General features: G+C 40.4%; 10 protein-coding genes. 9 read left to right on the forward strand and 1 reads right to left on the reverse strand.

The features are described from left to right. Positions 1–124: 124 nt before the first annotated feature. From HUW48_RS01200 to HUW48_RS01210, 3 genes are all read left to right on the forward strand, one after another. Positions 125–2,359: a bifunctional alpha,alpha-trehalose-phosphate synthase (UDP-forming)/trehalose-phosphatase gene (locus HUW48_RS01200; protein ID WP_182413937.1), complete on the forward strand. Its 2,235-nt coding sequence runs from the start codon at positions 125–127 to the stop codon at positions 2,357–2,359. A 376-nt stretch (positions 2,360–2,735) separates the two neighbouring features. Next, entirely contained in the window at positions 2,736–4,523 is a 1,788-nt protein-coding gene (locus HUW48_RS01205) for a glycoside hydrolase family 15 protein (RefSeq protein ID WP_182413938.1), read from the forward strand. Between the two features lie 700 nt (positions 4,524–5,223). After that, a complete protein-coding gene (locus HUW48_RS01210) occupies positions 5,224–5,466 on the forward strand; it encodes a hypothetical protein (RefSeq protein WP_182413939.1) in 243 nt (80 codons plus the stop codon). 162 nt (positions 5,467–5,628) lie between these two features. On the opposite strand, the gene HUW48_RS01215 is transcribed toward HUW48_RS01210, so the two are convergent. Continuing rightward, positions 5,629–6,132 (reverse strand): Mpo1 family 2-hydroxy fatty acid dioxygenase, encoded by a 504-nt coding sequence (locus HUW48_RS01215; RefSeq protein ID WP_182413940.1) that lies wholly within the window; start codon positions 6,130–6,132, stop codon positions 5,629–5,631. Positions 6,133–7,114: 982 nt separating this feature from the next. On the opposite strand from HUW48_RS01215, the gene HUW48_RS01220 reads away from it, so the two are divergent. The 6 genes from HUW48_RS01220 to HUW48_RS01245 all read left to right on the forward strand — a co-directional run bounded on the left by HUW48_RS01220 (position 7,115) and on the right by HUW48_RS01245 (position 20,327). After that, positions 7,115–10,339, forward strand: a complete 3,225-nt coding sequence (locus HUW48_RS01220) for a SusC/RagA family TonB-linked outer membrane protein (RefSeq protein WP_182413941.1) — start codon at positions 7,115–7,117, stop codon at positions 10,337–10,339. 18 nt (positions 10,340–10,357) lie between these two features. Next, positions 10,358–12,019: a RagB/SusD family nutrient uptake outer membrane protein gene (locus HUW48_RS01225; RefSeq protein ID WP_182413942.1), complete on the forward strand. Its 1,662-nt coding sequence runs from the start codon at positions 10,358–10,360 to the stop codon at positions 12,017–12,019. An 83-nt stretch (positions 12,020–12,102) separates the two neighbouring features. Next, positions 12,103–13,332, forward strand: coding sequence for a glycan-binding surface protein (locus tag HUW48_RS01230; RefSeq protein ID WP_182413943.1), 1,230 nt, complete (start codon positions 12,103–12,105; stop codon positions 13,330–13,332). A gap of 359 nt (positions 13,333–13,691) precedes the next feature. After that, entirely contained in the window at positions 13,692–15,488 is a 1,797-nt protein-coding gene (locus HUW48_RS01235) for a glycoside hydrolase family 9 protein (RefSeq protein ID WP_182413944.1), read from the forward strand. Positions 15,489–15,632: 144 nt separating this feature from the next. After that, entirely contained in the window at positions 15,633–18,986 is a 3,354-nt protein-coding gene (locus tag HUW48_RS01240; protein WP_182413945.1) for a VCBS repeat-containing protein, read from the forward strand. Between the two features lie 3 nt (positions 18,987–18,989). After that, positions 18,990–20,327: a vanadium-dependent haloperoxidase gene (locus tag HUW48_RS01245; RefSeq protein WP_182413946.1), complete on the forward strand. Its 1,338-nt coding sequence runs from the start codon at positions 18,990–18,992 to the stop codon at positions 20,325–20,327. Positions 20,328–20,369 lie beyond the last annotated feature (42 nt).

Below are 20,369 nucleotides of genomic sequence, written 5' to 3' on the forward strand. Positions count from 1 at the left end.
TATGCCTCGCGTATCTTATTGTTGTTGCTTTTCAAGTAAAGAAAAACAGGAAACAATTTTTAAGAGAAAGAAGCAGGCTTTATTCCCTATTATCCTTAAACAGATAAAACTGCTAAACACACTTATGTCAAGAATTATTATTGTATCTAACCGGCTCCCGTTAAAAGCGCAGAAAAAAGAAGGAAATATAACTTTAGAGCCAAGCGAAGGAGGACTGGCCACCGGTTTAGGTTCGGTGTACAAACAAGGTGATAACTTATGGATTGGCTGGCCAGGTTTACCTTTAGAGGAAGAACAAGATCAGGAATACGTGCGCGAAGCTTTACTAAAAGAAAACATGCAGCCGGTGTTTCTCACAGAAACAGAAGTAAAAGAATATTACGAGGGCTTTAGTAACGAAACGTTATGGCCTACTTTTCATTATTTTAGCCAATATGCCATTTACGAGCAGCAACTTTGGGAAGCCTACGTAGCCGTTAATCAAAAATTTTGCGAGGAAATTATAAAATTTGCGCAACCCGAAGATACTATTTGGGTGCATGATTACCAGTTACTTTTATTGCCGCAACTTATCCGCGAGAAACTACCAGGGGTTAGCATTGGTTTCTTCCAGCATATTCCGTTTCCCTCGTTCGAAATATTTCGGTTATTGCCCTGGCGCCGCGAAATTATACAAGGTATGTTAGGCGCCGATTTGATTGGATTTCATACCTACGACGATATGCGCCATTTTCTGAGTTCGGCCAATCGCTTGTTGGGATATAGTAATTTACATGGTTTAATTGAAACCGGCCGGCGGGCAGTTTTGATTGATGCTTTCCCGATGGGTATTGATTACGAAAAATACGCTACGCTCGCTTCGGCCAAAGAAACTATTCGAATAGCAGACGAATTCCGGGCGGCGATTGGCACCCAACGCATTATTATTTCCATCGACCGCTTAGATTATTCAAAAGGTATTCCGAATCGTTTATCTGCCTTTGAGTTGTTTTTAAAGCGCTATCCTGAGTTTCAGGAAAAAGTATCCCTGGTAATGATTGTGGTTCCCTCGCGCGATACCGTGGAGAAATATAAACGCCTGAAAGAAGAGATAGACGAATTAGTGGGCCGCATTAACAGTTCGTACCGCACCATTAGCTGGAACCCCATTCAGTATTTTTACCGGTCTTTTCCTTTAAACGAAATATCGGCCTTTTACCGCTTGGCGGATGTAGGTTTAGTAACACCCATGCGTGATGGAATGAACCTGGTCAGTAAAGAATATATTGCGTCGAAGTATGATCAAAAAGGTGTTTTAATTTTGAGTGAAATGGCGGGCGCGGCGCAGGAATTATCGGATGCTATTCAAATTAATCCGAATAATATTGTCCAGATGGCGGATGCTATTCACGAAGCGCTGATATTACCGGAGGAAGAGCAAATAGCGCAAATGAACGCCATGCAAACCTTAATTAAGACCTACGATATTCACCAATGGGTAAAAGTATTTATGGACCGGTTGAGTTACGTGAAAATCAAACAACAATCTTATTTAACGGATCCTTTATCCGGAGAGGCCCTGGATAATTTAAAACAGCAATATCAGCAAAAAATACCGCGCCTCATTTTCTTGGATTATGACGGTACTCTAACCTCCTTTACGAAAGATCCGCTCCAAGCCGGGCCCGACCAGGAATTGCTTACTATTTTAGAGCAGCTAACAGCCGATAATTGCAACCGGGTAGTTATTATAAGTGGCCGCGACCGGCAGACGTTAGAAACCTGGCTCGGACATTTACCGGTTGATTTAATTGCGGAACACGGCGTTTGGCTAAAACGGCAGGAAGTAAACTGGGAAACTATTCTGAGTTTAAAAAACGATTGGAAACGGGAGATTAGGCCCATTATGGAAGCTTATGTTAAGCGTACGGCAGGTTCTTTTATCGAAGAAAAAGATTACTCTTTGGTGTGGCATTACCGGCGGGTAGCCAGTGGCCTAGGCAAACTGCGCTCGCGCGATTTAATTCATCACCTGGGTTATATTGCTTCTAATATTAACCTGCAGGTAATGGAAGGGAATAAAATAGTAGAAATTAAAAATTTAGAAGTAAATAAAGGTTTGGCCGCTACCCGCTGGCTCGAAATGTATCCTTCGGATTTTATTATGGCTATCGGCGACGATCGTACGGATGAAGATATGTTCCAGCTTATGCCCCGCGGAACTTTTACTATTAAAGTGGGCGCTCAACGATCAATGGCCCAGTTTCACTTAGGTTCGGTAAAAGATGTCAGAAATCTGTTACAAACTCTAGGCAACTTAAAAGATTCATCTTGTCCGGAACCATCCGTGGATCAGCCAGAAGCCAAAAATTATTCCTGAAACCAGAACTTACATTAATGGTAGGTTTGCCTTAATAGAAATCTGGTGGTTATGGGTTATCTATCCGGAAGAAGTAGGGAAAACAATTAAGACTAAACTTCTTCCGGATAGAAAAAGTAAATTTTTTTAATTTCTGTTACCGCTACAACAAGGTAGCACCAGCGTTTTAAAACGCTTCATTTCTAGTTGTTTATCTTTTGTTATCCAATAGCTTTAAGCGAATTGGTAAATAATAAACAATTATTCTATTTCTTTCATTTTCATCATTTCAGAACGACTGACAACGAACTTGCGTATCAGTCAGAATTACAAGTAGATTGGGTGATGTACTTATTCCTGATCTGTTTGATACTTATACATTATATAAACTATCCTGATGCAGCAAAAACATACTTATGATATGGGCTTGATTGGTAACTGTGCTTACCTCGCCCTCATCCGGAAAGATACCAGCGTGGCCTGGTTGTGTTGGCCTCGTTTCGATTCTAGCTTTGTATTTGGCGATTTGCTCGACAAAAAAAAAGGCGGAGAATTTAGTATTCAACCCAGCACTTCTTCCTATAACAGTTATCAATATTACATTGAAAATACCAATGTGCTATGCACCGAAATAGAAAATGAAGATGGCCGCTACCGGATAACCGATTTTGCTCCTCGTTTTTCGCAGTACGATCGGTATTACAAGCCGCTTATGTTCATTCGTAAAATAGAACCCTTGGCTGGTTCGCCGCGGGTGAAAGTATGTTGTGAACCGGTGGGGCAGTATGGTGCTCATAAGTTAGATCAGCGCCGTAGTAGCAATCATATCGCATTTCTGGGTATGGAAGAAGAAGTTCGGTTAACTACTAATATTTCATTAAGCTACATTCTGGATAAAGAACATTTTGTGCTAAATGAGCCTAAGTACCTGGTAATGACTTACGGCGCACCTTTGGAAGCTCCCTTGGAAAGTACCGCCGAAGTGTTTTTGACCAATACCATTAAATATTGGCGCAATTGGGTAAAAAATACTAGCATCAGTAACTTTTACCAAACCCAGGTTATTCGTTCGGCCTTAGCTTTAAAACTGCACCAGTACGAAGACACCGGAGCTATTATAGCCGCTACTACAACTAGCTTACCCGAAGCGCCTCATAGTACCCGCAACTGGGATTATCGTTTTTGCTGGATGCGCGATACGTATTATATTTTAACGGCTTTCAATAACATTGGTCACTTTGAGGAGTTGGAGCGGTATTTCCATTACATTGCCAATGTGTCGGCCAAAGCCAAAGATAAGTTTCAGCCGCTTTACTCCATTAGTACCAGCACCGATTTAATTGAAAAAGAACTCGACCATTTGGATGGTTATTTAGGTAATAAACCCGTCCGGATTGGAAATGATGCGTATACGCACATTCAGAACGATGTGTATGGCCAGGTACTCGTAGCCTTGTTGCCTTTGTACGTAGACCGCCGGTTTATCGGGGAAGAAAGGGTAGAATCCGAAAAGCTTATTTATAAAACACTCTACCACATTCAGCGCACCATGGATATACCCGATGCCGGTTTGTGGGAGTTCCGTAATTTTGCCCAGTATCATTGCTATACGTACTTGTTTCATTGGGCGGGTAGTAAAGCAGCTTTAAAAATAGCCAATTACCTGCAAAATCAGGAAATGGCGCAAATGGCCGAGCGCCTGATGAACGAAGCAGCTAGTAAAATAGAGGCTTGTTACGATCCTGTACGGGGAGTTTACACCAATGCCATTGGCTCGCCTCACCTGGATGCCAGTACCATGCAGTTAATTTTAATGGGTTACTTAGATCCGAATTCGGAAAGGGCACATTCTCATTTGCGCAACCTGGAGCAGGAATTAAAAACACCCAACGGATTATTTTACCGCTACCGCCACCAGGACGATTTTGGTATTCCGGAAACTACTTTCCTGATTTGTTCTTTCTGGTATGTTGAGTCGCTGGCCTGCGTCGGACGATTACAAGATGCCGGTCGGGAGTTTGAACGACTGCTGGCTTATACCAACCATTTAGGTTTACTAAGTGAGGACGTAGATGCCACTACGGGTAGTCAGTGGGGTAATTTCCCGCAGGCCTACAGCCACGTAGGTTTAATGAATGCTGCGTACCGGATTACTAAACGCCTGGATGTACCGAATTTTATTTAGTAAGTAAACTAGAGAAGCTTAAAAAAGGTTTTTTAAGCTTCTCTAGTTTAAAAAGAAAGAGGGTAGCATAGATAAATGAACCGCAACGCTTTGGCTTGGTAAATATTAAAACAAACTGCTATTTATTATTAAAATTATAGTTCTTTAAAGCCGCTCTTCGGAGTGGCTTTTTTATTTATAGTTGTTATAAGTGCATAAAGTTTTTACTACGAGTTTACGTTAAATCATGCTGTAATCTAACTCAAACCATTATTAGTTTTTATATAATTATTAGTTGCTTTTTTAGTACAATGTTTATAAAGTTGTTCTTTGAAAAATTGGTTTGCTTTAAATAGTAATTTCTAAATTGCTTATAAGTCAGAGGAATAGGTATAAGGGGTATGTGTTTTTACCTTAAAGCAAGCAGTGCTTCGATTTTATACTGTTTAGCCGCTTTCGGAAAAGTTAGCATAAGACATTTTGCTTCTGTTAGAAGAATTTTATCCGGATTAAAAAAGCCATTTCGATGTGAATCCCAAAACCTACCCGTATAAACAATATCTGCAAATCAATTTGCTTGTTTTCTTGTCTAGTATTCTTCACGACAAAAATTCAGGCCTAGTTTGCTCTCGAGAACTATAGGTTAAACATAGAAAAAGATACTACTAATCGGAAGGATGGTATTAATAAAATTTACTTTGTAAGAACCGGCGATATTCAATTGGCCTATAATAATGATAAAAACAGCAAAGGAATTGCCGCCAATACTGGCTTGGGCGTTTTATTCTGGCGCTTTTGGAAAACCGGATTAGAGTTGCAATTAGATGCCAAAGTAAACGTAGCCTCTACTGTAGATACTATTTCGGCCCTGATGCAGAATAATGTTATAGCCGATAAACGGTTATTTGGTAGGTATGTGTTGGTACCGGCTGGTTCGGGACAAGCTACTTCTATTATTTACTAAGCAAAAGTACGGTTCATGTGGGCGGAGAATTGTTATTAGCCTTAAGATTAATAAATATCCGGGCCTAAGCTTTCTTGCCCATCATTTACGCGCGAAAGAACCAATTGGAAAGTCTCCCCTCACAAGCGGTTTAAAAAAGTAAATGTAAGATGCAGGAATGGGTTAGTACCTTAACCCTACTTTTTTAAAAATAAAATGAAGTAACCAGAGAGGACCAATTAATAAAAATTTTAGATCGTCGAGGAAAGAAGGTTTTTTGCCTTCTATTTTATGCCCAATGAACTGACCAATCCAGGCCAGAACAAAAATATACAAGCAGACTTGCCAGAGTGGGAGCCACCCGTTTTCCCGATGCAATATCTCTAGCGTAATAATAATAGCCGAAAACACTGAAATTATTAGCAACATAGTAAGAGCCAGAGGAACAGATAAGCGGAAATAGTAAATAATAGAAAAAATAATCAGGAAAGTAGCCCAGTTAAAGTACCGTTGAGCGGCACCTAAAAAGCTAAGTTGCGGAAAAGGAATAGACCATACCAAACCCAACAAACTAAAGACAATTAATGGTACGCAAATCCAGTGAATAAGCTTATTTACTGGATTTTCATGGCTTTCAGCGTACTTATCAAAATAAGTATCTAAGGTTCGATTTACAACTGCCGGCATAGCTAAATATACAGATTTTCTGGCATATACCAGCAGAATTTTAGTAAAAATATGGCCAATATACCAAAAATTACCTTACTGTTTCTTTCTAAAACTAGGCGCTTACAATCAGATATACCCAAATCTTTGTCTGATTTTGTGAAGGATAAAAGCCAATTTCAGTATAACTATTTTTCTGCCTGATTTCTCACTTTTCAATATCAGTAAATATGGTGGAGGATTTTAGGGTTTCCATACAGTTGTGGTGAGTGTCAGCCAGGGCGACATGTATACTTATAATGCCGGCATTAATGAGTAAGTAAGCGGGGATAAAATGTTTCTGCTACTGCTTTAATGTTGTATAATGATTTCTATTTAGTTGTACTTATCTTAGAAAAGTGCGCTTTGATGAGCATTGAAATAGTGATTGTATTTTCTTTATTAAACCGGTTCATTGCTTAATTATTTTTTAATAAAATAAGCAATGTGTTGATGAAGAATTAGTAGTTAAGACGATTATATACTAAATGTTTCTTTTTAGTTATTGTAAAACTTACAAATTGGTTTTTCTTAGGTAATACCTGGGTGAAATACCTTTATACGTGTTTAAAGTAGGTATATGTAACAGAAAACAACCTATTAGGTGACATTTTACCCCTTTCAGTTAACATTCTGTATCCATATTAGAAACATTTAATAGTCTTTTGTTAACAGTAGTGTTGGTAAATTTATAAACGCGTATTTATATAAAAGCGCGTTGCTTAAAGCTATGTCTTGCTTTTTATTACTTTTTAAATATTTGAATGTTGTTCAACTTATCAGACGCTCCGTTTGATTTTGATTGCTTGCTGGGTCGGAAATTTAAATAACACTTATCAATTATACTTAACTCTAAAACAGATAAAACAATTTGGACTATTAAGCTGCCTTCTAGGTTAGACTTAGAAGCTATTTTTCAACTTTAAACCGCATTAAACACAATTATTTTAATTAACTATTATTTATGATGAAAAACAAGTACCAATACAGGAATAACGTGTTGCGTAATTCAATTTGTAGCTTGCCGCAAGCCGGGCGCATTTTGGTATTACTATTAACTGTTATAAGCCTGTCTATTTCTACTAGCTTTGCTCAGACTGCGTCCGGAAAACACCCTATAACCGGTAAAGTAATCTCAGCAGTTGATAATCAAGGATTACCTGGGGTAAGTATATTAATAAAAGGAACTTCAACCGGAACAGCTTCTGATGTAAACGGTAATTTTTCGCTGGAAGCTGCTAATACCGATGTATTAGTAATATCCTACATTGGTTTTGTGAGCCAGGAAGTTACAGTTGGCAACAAAGCGCAAATTAACGTTTCTTTAAAAGAAGATGCTAAGGCATTAAATGAGGTAGTTATTACTGGTTACGGTGAAATTAAACGCAGTGATTTAACCAGTGCACAAACTACCATTGGAGCAAAAGAAATCGAGAAAACAGTTAATACTACTATTGAACAAGCTATTCAAGGCCGGGCCGCGGGTGTTTATGTTACCCAAAATACAGGCCAACCGGGTGGGGGTGTTTCGGTAAACGTACGTGGTATTAATTCCATTAATGGTACAAACGAGCCTCTTTATGTAGTAGATGGTGTTCAAATTCAGCCAGGTAATGTTGGTTTTGGAGCTACCAGTTCGTCTAATCCATTAGCTGGATTAAACCCAGCAGATATTGAAAATATGGAGATCCTGCAGGGGCCATCGGCCACTGCTCTTTATGGTTCCAGAGGAACGAACGGGGTAGTTTTAATTACTACTAAAAGAGGTAAGTCCGGCGACATGAAAATAAATTACGGTTATACCTACTCTTTGCAGGATAAGCCAAAAGCCGTTGAAGTAATGAGTCTGCAGGAATATGCTCAAATGACGAATGAAATGCGGGTATTAACCGGAGCAACGCCAAACTTGGATTTTCAGGATCCTTCAATATTAGGTGCCGGAACAAACTGGCAGGAGGCATTATTTAAAAGAGCTCCTTTACAAAAGCACCAGCTTAGCTTGTCCGGTGGAGGAGAAAAAAGCCAGGTTTATGTTTCAGGTGAATACTTTAATCAGGATGGTATTGCTGTTGGTTCAAATTTCAAACGTTACTCTTTCCGGTTAAATGTAGATAACCAAGCGCGTAAGTGGCTTAAATTATCTACTAATTTATCGGTTAACCAAACAAATGAAAACTTATCCTCTACGCAGGAAAATGTTATCTTAACCGCCTTGCAAATGTCTCCTGCAATTCCGGTAGTAAATCCAAATGGTACCTGGGGTGGTGCAGACGAAACCAACGGAGCGGCTGTTCAATATACTCCTTTGAACCCGATTGCCATGGCTAATTTAGTTCAAAACGATTTACTCAGAAGAGGCGTTATTGGCGGCTTGAATGCGGAAGTAAATCTTTTGAAAGGATTAACTTTCCGTACTTCTTTAAGTGGTAATGCTAATTTTAATAACTCCAATTACTTTGTTCCTTCTTACCAGATAGGTGGTCGTAATAATCCAACTGCTACCTTAAATACAAGTAATACAGCGAGTACTTATTGGAACTGGAACCAATTACTACAATATAATAAAACCATAGGCAAGCACGCTATCAATGCCATGGCTAGCCACGAATCCCAGTCTGGAAGATATCAGGATATTTCAGGCCAGAGACAAGGCTTTTTATCTAACGATTTCCCGGTGTTAAGTGCGGGTAATTCTCAAGGTCAAACCAACAACAGTAATCTAAGCGATTGGGCACTGGAATCTTATTTAGGCCGGGTTATTTACACCTTTAATGAAAAGTATGTATTACAGGGAGCTATCCGGACTGATGGTTCTTCTAACTTCGGACCGGATAACCGTTGGGGAGTTTTCCCATCCGTTTCTGCTGCCTGGAATATTTCGCAAGAACCTTTCATGAAATCTATACCGCTTATTAACGATTTTAAACTTCGTTTTGAAACAGGTTTAACCGGTAACCAAGGTTCTGGCGGTATTTATTCTCCTATGAGCACCATTCCTACTACCTGGGGATCCGGTTTTGTGGTTGGTCAGTATGGTAACCCTGCTTTACAGTGGGAAGAAACCAAGACTAATAACATAGGATTTAATATTGCTTTACTGCAAAACAGGATTCAGTTAGAAGGTGATTTCTACATTAAGAAAACTGATAACCTGTTAATGACCTTACCATTACCTGATTATTTAGGTGCTACCGGAAACGGCAGTATTGGAAAACCAACCGTAAACATCGGCTCCCTGGAAAATAGAGGATATGCCATAAGCTTGAATACTGTTAATATTGACCGGGGTGGATTTACCTGGAATACAAACTTCAATGTTTCCGGCTTCCGTCCTAAAGTAACTGAGTTCTATTCTGCTTCTGCTATTGTGGAGCGTTCGGCTTGGTTTATGAGAGCTTTTACCCAACGTGCGGTTGTGGGTCAGGCTCCTTGGCAATTCTATGGTTATATCGAAGAAGGTATTTTCCAGTCTAAAGAAGAAATTGAAGCGAGTGCTTTACCAACCCGTAATGGAGTGGAGTTACCTGTATCGGCTACTGATGGTGTTTGGGTAGGTGATACTAAATACAAGGACATTAATGAGGATGGTATGATTGACGAAAGAGATCAGACTTTTATCGGTAATCCTTGGCCAAAGGCAACTTTTGGTATGACGAATACTTTCAATTACAAAGGTTTTGACTTAATGGTATTGTTAACGGGTTCTTATGGTAACGATGTTTACAACTATGTACGCTTCTATAATACCAACCCAAATAACATCAATGTTGGTCAGAACATGATGAAAGAGACTTATAATTATGCCAGAATAGGTGGCGATGCTGCTAATCCGGTATTAACCAATCCAGGTTACGATGTACCCCGGATCACTGCTACTAACGTGAACGGTAACTTCCAACGGATCACCAATAAATATGTAGAAGATGGATCCTACATCCGTTTGAAAAATGTGCAGCTTGGTTACAATGTTCCTAAAGCCTTCTTAGCCAAACAAAATATAGTACAAGGTGCCCGCTTAACTTTTGGTATACAGAACCTTTATACTTTCACCAAATACAAAGGATTTGATCCGGAGGTAGGTGCTTATGTAGGTCGGGATGCCCAAGTAAGTGCGCAAACGATTGGGGTAGATTATGGTCGTTATCCGCTTACCCCGATGTACACTTTTAGTGTAGGAGTTGATTTTTAATTAATTAAAATGCAAAAAATGTTTAAGATAGATTTAAAAAAATATGCGGCCGGCCTGATGCTTTTAGGATTAGTTACCAGCTGTAAAGATGATTTTCTGGATCGTCCGCCATTAAGTCAAATTACTGATATACAGTATTATAAAACAACGGACCAGGTGTTAATGGCAACTGCCCCACTGTATAGCGGTGTATGGTTTGGCTATAACGACAAGGCGGCAGTAGGTATTGGCGATGGCCGGGGCGGAACATTCTTTTCTCCTTCTTATGAGATGGAGCACGTTCGGTTGGCTAGTACTGCTACGCAAGAATCAGTAAATGGCGCCTGGCAATCATTTTTTAACATTGTTGGGCAATCTAATGCCGTTATCAACAACGTAAACAAGTATGCTTCAGACGCAGTACCTGGTAATATTAAACAACATGCTATTGGAGAGGCTCGCTTCTTTAGGGGTTTAGCTTATTCTTACCTGGTGCAAACCTGGGGAGCAGTGCCGCTGTTAGAGGATAATACCAAAGCTTTTACGGATACCTCTTTAGCTCCTAATACTGTAGAAAGTATTTGGGAATTTATTATCCGGGATATCAGATACGCCTCTAAAGTTTTACCTGCGGTGCCAGTTCAAAAATCACGACTTACTAAATATTCTGCTCAAGCAATGTTGTCCCGGATGTTCCTGACCCGGGCGGGTGTAGGAGCAAATGGTACTCGTCGTCAGTCGGATTTAGATAGCGCGGCTTACTACTCTAAATCTGTAATGGATGCTAACTATTATAAGTTGCTACCTAGTTACGAGGATTTATATTTAACAAAAAACAACGGAAACGAAGAGACTGTAGCTGCCTTGCAGTGGGTGTACAATGGTGGAAATACCTATTGGGGTGCTCAAAACACGCAGCAAGCTTATATGGCCTTTTCTTCTAGCATCACCGGTTTTGGTGATGGTTGGGGTGGTGACCACGGTGCTACTATGGACATCCTGAAAACGTATGAAGAAGGGGATAAGCGTAGAAAAGCTACCTACATGTTCCCTGGTGATACTTATTCTTACATTACCGAAGAAGTAAACGACCCTAATAAACCAGGTGCCAAAATCAAACGTCCGCTTCAGGTAACTACCGATAATAACGGTGCAGATACATATAAAACCCGCGCCAATATCAAAAAGTACGTAGTAGGCCGTCCGGAAGATAACGATGGAAGAGTTGTACAGATGGGAACTGAAATTCAGACTTATCTGATGCGGTATGCAGAAGTATTATTAGTATATGCAGAAGCAATTTTAGGAAACTCAGCCTCTACATCAGATGCATCGGCCTTACAAGCTTTTAACGAAGTACGGGTAAGAGCGGGTGTGCCAGCAAAAACTTCTATTACCTGGGAGGATATTTATAAAGAAAGACGGACTGAACTTGCTATGGAAGGACAATCCTGGTATGATATTACTCGGCTGCATTATTATAATCCAAATTTAGCTTTACAGAAACTGAGTCAGCAGGACAGAGGAACTTACCGGATTACGCCAAACGCAAAAGTAAACGCTACTTCCTGGACCATTGAATCTGTTACGCCGCAGTTTTACTCTGTTACGGAATCTAGTTTCTATGTGCCTTTACCTGCAGCAGAACTTAGCCGGGCTCCTAACTTACGGAAAACACCTGTTCCTTATCAGTTTGAATAAAAGTTAATTTCCTATCTGCCCTAAATATGATTAGGGCAGATAGATAAAATAAATGTTATATGAATAAATTTATAAATAAGTCAATGAACCGAATAAGTTTTCTGATCTTGTTCTTTTTAGTAGGAATGCTCTACTCCTGTCAAGAGGAAGATCCTACTGAGCCAGCCAAAGCTAAAGCTGCTCCCGTAATTGAGGCAGTACGTTCTATGAACCCCGCAAAGGCGGATAGTACCTTTACTCAATCAACTTTAGGTTCTACTATTGTTATTAAAGGGCAAAATTTAGAAAATGCCCAGTACATTTCCTTTAACGGATATAATGCTTCTTTCAACTCGGCGTATGCTTCCAAAAACTACCTTATTGTTACAATTCCACAATTAACTCCTACTGTAGCAACCTCGGCTACTGTTTCTAATAAATTAATTGTAGGAAATTCTAAAGGTGAGTCTACTTATGACTTTACAGTTCTGCCACCAGCTCCCATTATAGAAGCTATGAGCAATGAATATGTAAAAGCCGGCGAAACCCTAACCTTATATGGTAAATATTTTTACTTTGTAAAAGGTGTTACTTTTCCGGGGGGTGCAGAAGGTACTAACCTTACTGCTTCTCCAGATGGTTTAACACTTAACGTTACTGTTCCAACGGTCGTTAATCCGGCGCAAGGCAATGTAGTTGTAACAACCGAAAGTGGAAAATCAGCAGCTAACGGCAAAACCAAACTGTATAGCGTAGGTATGGTAGGAAACTTCGACGATAAAAATCCATTTGGTTGGGGAATTCCTGCTGATAATATTACGAATTCGGCATCTGGAATAACACCAATTGATGGTAAGTTTGGTTTAATCAACATGGCTCTTCCAGGTGCTTACGGTTGGTCAAACGATAAAGTAATTAACCTGGCCGATTGGGGTGGAGCCCAAATATTCCCTACTGAGCCGGCTTCTATTTATAAATTGGAAGATCCTATAGCTAACTACGAAGCAAGAATGGAAGTGGCAGTGGCTAATATTGCCTCTTTAGAAGGAATTCAATTGCAAGTAATGACGCAGGAAGCAACCGACAAAGAAATTACGGCTAACGTTAATTTAAAAGATTTTGTGCGTAGCAAGGATGGCAAATGGTACACCGTTGCTGTTCCTTTAGCCAACCTGGTTAACGGCAGTACAAAATTGGCTAAATACGGAGATTTGTTAAAAGGAAATAAATCTGGCGTAAAAACCTATCGGGTAGTAATTGTTAACGGCAATACAGCAGATGTACCCGCCACTATTGCTATCGACAATATGCGAATAGTTAATGCCGTACAATAATTATAGTATTCTAGTTATTCGGTATTAAAGTAGCAAGTAACTAATTATATAAATTATAAGAAACGTTGCAGATAGTAGCCAATAACAGCTTTTTTATAAGTATTATAGCTACTGACCTGTGAATACTACTACACTAGCCCTGATTGTTTAATCAGGGCTAGTGTATTTATGGCTATTGTGTAAAATTTATACTACAACTAAATTACCAATAGCCTTTTAAACCTAGAAAAAGCTACTTGTGAAATCATCGATTTTTATAGAATAATTTAAAGATACTTCACGAAAACCTTTATGGGTTGCTTTTCTGCCTAAGGATGGATGTATACTAAGATCTGAATAATTAAAAATCTTTTTTCTAAATGAATAAACGGAAAACTCTTAAAATCTGGGGCGGCCTGCTCTTCTTATTTCCTGGTTTTACTTTGCAAGCCCAGCAAACTGCCGAAAATATACGTCTGAACCAGGTTGGCTTTTACCCACAGGCCGAAAAACTGGCCGTAGTAGTAGGCGAACCAAAAGGTGCTACTTTTTACGTGAAAACGGTGGAGGGAAAAAAAGCAGTTTATACCGGGAAACTAACCGCCAGCAAACCCGGCGAATTTTCTAAGAAGCCTAGCCAAATTGCTGATTTTAGTACTTTTAAAACTAATGGTACTTATGTAGTAGAAATTCCGGGAGTAGGCACATCTTATTCTTTTCAGATTCAGAAAAACGTACATAAAGATGCGGCGGCTGCTTCACTAAAAGGGTTTTATTTTCAGCGGGTATCCACTGATTTACCCGAAAAATTTGCTGGTAAATGGCATCGCCCAGCTGGCCATGCTACTACGGATAACCAGGTGCTGGTTCATCCCTCCGCTGCTTCGGCCCAGCGGCCAGCTGGTACAGTAATATCCTCGCGCCGAGGTTGGTACGATGCCGGCGATTACAATAAATATATTGTGAATAGCGGAATTACTATGGGTACTTTATTAGCCGCCTACGAAGATTTTCCGGAATATTTTAAAACACAAAAGTTAAATATACCCGAAAGTACGAACCAAGTGCCGGATATTTTAGATGAAGTGCTCTGGAACTTACGTTGGATGCTGACGATGCAAGACCCCAATGATGGCGGAGTATACCATAAACTAACCAATGCTGCTTTTGATGGTATGATAATGCCGGATAAAGCCATGAAACCGCGCTACGTCGTACAAAAAGGCACCGCCGCTGCTCTGAATTTTGCGGCTGTTATGGCCCAAGCCAGCCGGGTATATAAAAAATATAACCGCGAAATGCCAGGTCTATCCGATTCTTGCCTGAATGCTGCCGTAAAAGCGTGGGAATGGGCACAGAAAAATCCGAATGTAACATACGATCAAAATACTATCAATCAACAGTTTGAGCCTAAAGTAACCACGGGCGCTTACGGCGATCGGGACTTTAGCGATGAATTAACTTGGGCCGGCGCTGAATTGTATGTAACTACTCAGAAAGATACCTATTATACCACCGCTAAAATAAACACATCTGATCAGCTTACTTTACCTTCGTGGGCGCAGGTAAAAATGCTTGGCTATTATACGCTAGCCCGTTTTAGTAAAAATTTAACTCCATTGGCACAAAAAGATTTGCCAGAAATTAAAAAGCAAATAGTACAGTTTGCGGATGATTTATTGGCGGGTACTGCCGAAAGAACCTACCGCACGGTAATGGGTAAAACCGAAAAAGATTATATTTGGGGGAGTAGTGCCGTTGCGGCTAACCAAGGAATTGCTTTGATTCAGGCGTATAAATTAACGAACAATAAAAAATATTTGCAGGGGGCATTGGGTAATCTGGATTATTTACTCGGACGAAATGCCGTGGGATATTCTTTTTTAACCGGCTTTGGTAAAAAATCTACAATGCATCCGCACCACCGGCTTTCCATTGCCGATGGTATTGAGGAACCTGTTCCTGGTTTACTTTCCGGGGGCACTAACGCCCGGGCGAAAGAGCAAGATAAATGCAGTGGTTACACGGCCACTTCTCCGGATGAAGTTTATCTCGACCAGGATTGTTCTTATGCCTCTAACGAAATTGCTATTAACTGGAATTCCCCATTTGTGTACTTAGCTTCGGCATTGGAAGCTTTGCAAAATCAAATTAGCTCAGCTGTCACAGCTAAATAGTTTAAGAAAATACGTTATAATTTTTCAAAAACAACCCTGATTTCCAGAAGAAATCAGGGTTGTTTTATATATAAATAGTAAGGGAATTAATTTTCCCGGAAAAGTATTTACTATAGTAATAATCCGAATAATTTAAAATTTTTAATGCAGTTTATACGCCATAGTGCATTTTTTATACTGGTAATTAGCATCAGTTTAGTAAGTGGTTGCAACAAAAAAGAAAAGAATTTAGCTCCAAGCAGCACGGATGATGCCCCCCAGAATCCGTTATTTACTTTGTTAGCGCCAGAAAAAACGCAGGTAAATTTCTCCAATACCTTAACCGAAAGTATGTACGCCAATGTGTTAATGTACCAATACTTTTATAATGGGGGAGGAGTAGCCGTAGGCGATGTAAATAACGACGGTCAGCAGGATATTTATTTCACCGGTAACATGACGCCTAACCGCTTGTATCTGAATAAAGGTAACATGCAATTTGCCGAAGTAACCGAACCAGCGGGCGTGGCTGGGCGACGCAATACCTGGAAAACCGGAGTTACCATGGCCGATATAAACGCCGACGGCTTACTCGATATTTACGTTTGTTATTCCGGTAACATGCCTCCTGAAGCCCGATTAAATGAATTATTCATCAACCAAGGACCAGATGCAAGTGGTACTCCCCGTTTTCAGGAACAGGCACGGCAATACGGATTAGCCGATTCTTCTTTCAGCACCAATGCTACTTTTTTTGATTTTGACCGGGATAATGACCTAGATATGTTTCTGCTGAACCATAACCCACAATTATTCAGCAACCTTGATGATATTTCTATCTCCGAAATTAAAAAACACCCGGAGCCTAACATGCGGGTAAAGTTGTTTCAGAACAATCAAGGTCATTTTGAAGATGTATCTGCTAAAGCAGGTTTAGCAAATTCTGCTTTTACTTATGGGTTAGGCGCCGGGGTTTCTGATATAAATCAGGATGGTTGGCCGGATATTTACGTTTCTAACGATTACTCTGCCCCCGATTACCTGTATATAAACAATGGCAATGGCACTTTTACCGATAAATTAAAATCCGGCATTGGGCATACTCCCATTTACTCCATGGGAAATGATGTAGCCGACCTGAATAATGATGCCTTAACGGACATTGTAACACTGGACATGCTCCCGGAAGATAACCGGCGGCAGAAACTATTGTTTGCCCCGGATAATTACGAACACTTTAATATGTTTTTGCGGGTAGGTTTTCATTACCAATACATGCGTAACATGCTGCAAGTAAATAACGGGAATGGTACTTTCAGCGAGGTGGGGCAAATGAGCGGAATGTCTAATACCGACTGGAGCTGGGCACCCTTGGTAGCGGATTATGATAATGATGGCTGGAAAGATATGTTTGTGACCAATGGCTTTCTGCGCGATTTTACCAACATGGATTTTATTAAATTCCGGGGCGATTTTCTACGGCTAAAAGGCGGTAATATGCGCGAAGAGGATGTAAACGCCTTGGTAAAAAGTATGCCCTCCTCAAACGTAGTAAACTATGTGTTTCAGAATACCGGTGGGGTGCAGTTTCGTGACCAGAGCCGGGCTTGGGGTTTAAATAAAGCTTCTAACAGTAACGGCGCTGCTTACGCCGACTTAGATAATGATGGGGATTTAGATTTAGTAATTAATAACTTAAATCAGCCAGCTTTTATATACCAGAACCAGAGCGATAAATACCTGAATAATAATTATCTACAAATTAAGCTACAGGGAGCAGGTAAAAATACTTTTGGCATTGGAGCTAAAATAACGGCGTATAGTCAGGGGAAAAAACAATTTTTAGAGCAGATACCTACCAGGGGTTTTCAATCTAGTGTATCACCGGTTTTACACATTGGTTTAGGAGCTGCTTCTACCGTTGATTCGATGCGTATAGTTTGGCCAAGTGGCAAGCAACAAGTGCTTCGTATTATAAAGGCGAATCAGTTACTTACTTTAAAAGAAGATGAAGCTGGAAGGCTATATACCCCGGCCCCAAAAAATATATCTCCTGTTTTTACTCCAGTAACCACGCCTGTAGCTTTTACCCATCAGCCCACCGGTATAAACGACTTTAAACGGCAACCCTTGCTGGTTAATCCTTTATCTTTTAACGGGCCTTGCCTGGTAAAAGCCGATATAAACGGAGACGGGCTGGAAGATGTATTCGCCGGCGGCAGTGCCGGACAAGCCAGTCAGTTATACTTGCAGCAAAAAGGCGGTAAGTTTATAACCAAACCGAATGATGCATTTGTGGCAGATAAAGGCAGCGAAGACGTAGATGCTTTATTTATAGATGTAAATCAGGATAAAAAGCTGGATTTATACGTGTGTAGTGGGGGGTATAACAATTTTATGCCCGATGATGCTTTGTTACAGGACCGGCTTTATTTAGGCGATGGCCAAGGTAACTTCACGAAAAGTACGAATGCTTTGCCTGCGATGCTTACCAGCACCAGTTGCGTACGGTCCAGTGATATTAATGGCGACGGAGCCCTGGATTTATTTGTGGGTGGCAGAGTAATTCCGGGCCGTTATCCCGAAGTGCCCCGCAGCTATGTTTTAATAAATAACGGCAAAGGGCAGTTTACGGATCAAACCAGGAATATAGCGCCGCAACTGGAGCATTTAGGAATGATTACCGATGCGGCTTGGGTAGATTTAAACCAAGATAAAAAGCACGAATTAGTAATTGTTGGCGAGTGGCTGCCTGTAACTGTTTTTAGCAACACGAATGGTAATCTAACGGATAATACTACTGCTTACTTTGCAAAGCGTTATAGTGGCTGGTGGAACAAATTGTTAATAGGTGACTTTAACCAGGATAAGCAGCCAGATTTACTAATTGGCAACATGGGGCTGAATAGCCAATGTAAAGCCAGCGACAAACAACCCGCCGATTTAATTTATAAAGACTTCGACGACAATGGTTCCATAGACCCGATTCTTTGCTTATATATGCAAGGCAAGAGTTACCCATACGTGAGTCGCGACGAATTACTCGACCAGATTAGTATGATGCGTACCCGTTTTCCGGATTATAAAAGCTACGCGGATGCCGGCTTAACTGATATCTTTACGAAAGAAGAGTTGCAGGGCGCTAAAAAGTTATCTGCTAATTGGTTAGGAACGAGTTTGTTTCTGAGCAATAGTCAGCATAAATTGCAATTAATGCCTTTGCCAGTAGAATCGCAGTATGCTCCGGTATATGCCATCAGTACCCTGGATTATAACTACGATGGACAACCGGATGTGCTGCTAGCCGGAAATCAGAACCTGGCCCGGTTGCGCTTTGGCAAGGCCGATGCTAATTATGGTGTGTTACTACAGGGAAACAGTAAAGGTCAGTTTACTTATGTGCCTCAAACAAAATCGGGTTTGCAACTCCGGGGCGATGTACGAAGTATTTTGCCGGTAAATAATACCTTGCTGATAGGAATTAATCAGCAGCCAATTAAAGCTTATAAATTAAAATAATAAATGAAGAAAATTTTAAGTTTTCTTTTAGTGCTAACGCTACTCTGGGGATGTACCCGGAAACAACCTGAAATTCAATTTAGCAGTCGGCAAATTAGTCAGGTATTAGCCCAAATGACGGACATAATGGTGCATGATGTAACGAATCCACCTTTAGCGGCTCGTTTTTTTTCTTATGCTTGCTTAGCCGGTTACGAAATAGTAGCCCAGAACGATAGTTCCAGTCAAAGCATGCACGGTATTTTAAACAAATATCCTAAAATAGAAAAGCCGCAAATTTCGGGTTATTCTTATCAGCTAAGTGCCTTACTGGCTATGATGGAAACAGCAAAAAAAATGCAGCCTTCTGGTACTTTAGTAGAAAAATATGAGCAGCGATTTTTAGATTCCTGCCGGCGGGAGAATATTTCGGAGGAAGTAATAACTGCTTCGCTAACGTATGCACAAGCTATTAGTAAAAACGTACTTGCCTACGCCAAAGCGGATAAATATAACCGCATTAGCAATTATCCCCGCTATACTCCAACTAACCAGGAGGGTGCCTGGTATCCTACCCCGCCAGGCTATTTTGCACCGGTAGAGCCTTATTTTAATACCGTTCGGTCGTTTACCTTAGATACTTGCAGTCAGTTTAAGCCGGCGCCACCGGTAGCATTTTCTAAAGAGAAATCTTCTGAGTTCTATAAATTAATGCAGGAAAGCTATCAGGAAGGTGTGCTATTACCCAAAGACCACCAGGATATTGCGGCTTTCTGGGATTGTAATCCTTTTGCGCTTCAAGATAATGGGCACATGCTGGTAGGTATGAAAAAAATATCGCCGGGAGCGCATTGGCTGGGTATTACGGGTATTGCCTGCCAGCAAGCCAAAGTACCTTTTGCCAAAGCCATGCAAATAAATACCCTGGTTGCTATTTCGTTAATGGATGGTTTTATTTCGTGCTGGGATGAAAAATTTCGGAGCAATCGCATTCGCCCGGAAACGGCTATTCGCAAATACATTGATCCTCGGTGGAAACCCCTCTTGCAAACTCCGCCATTTCCGGAATACTTAAGTGGTCACTCTACTATTTCATCTGCTGCGGCAGTAGTTTTAACGCATTACTTAGGAGATAATTTTAAATATAACGATACCGTAGAAGTGCGGTTTGGTTTGCCTGCCCGTGAATTTAAGTCTTTTCAGCAAGCTGCCGATGAAGCAGGTATTTCTCGTTTTTACGGCGGTATTCACTTCCGCGATGCTATTGACAATGGCCGTCTGCAAGGTTTGCAAGTAGGGGAGTGGGTGGTGAATAAAGTAAATAAAAAGGCTAATCCATTGGTAGTAGCTGAGGCAAAATAGTTAAGTAGCTCTTAGTTAGTAAATCTAATAAATGGTTTATAT

This window comes from Adhaeribacter radiodurans (assembly GCF_014075995.1).
Taxonomy (GTDB): Bacteria; Bacteroidota; Bacteroidia; order Cytophagales; family Hymenobacteraceae; genus Adhaeribacter; species Adhaeribacter radiodurans.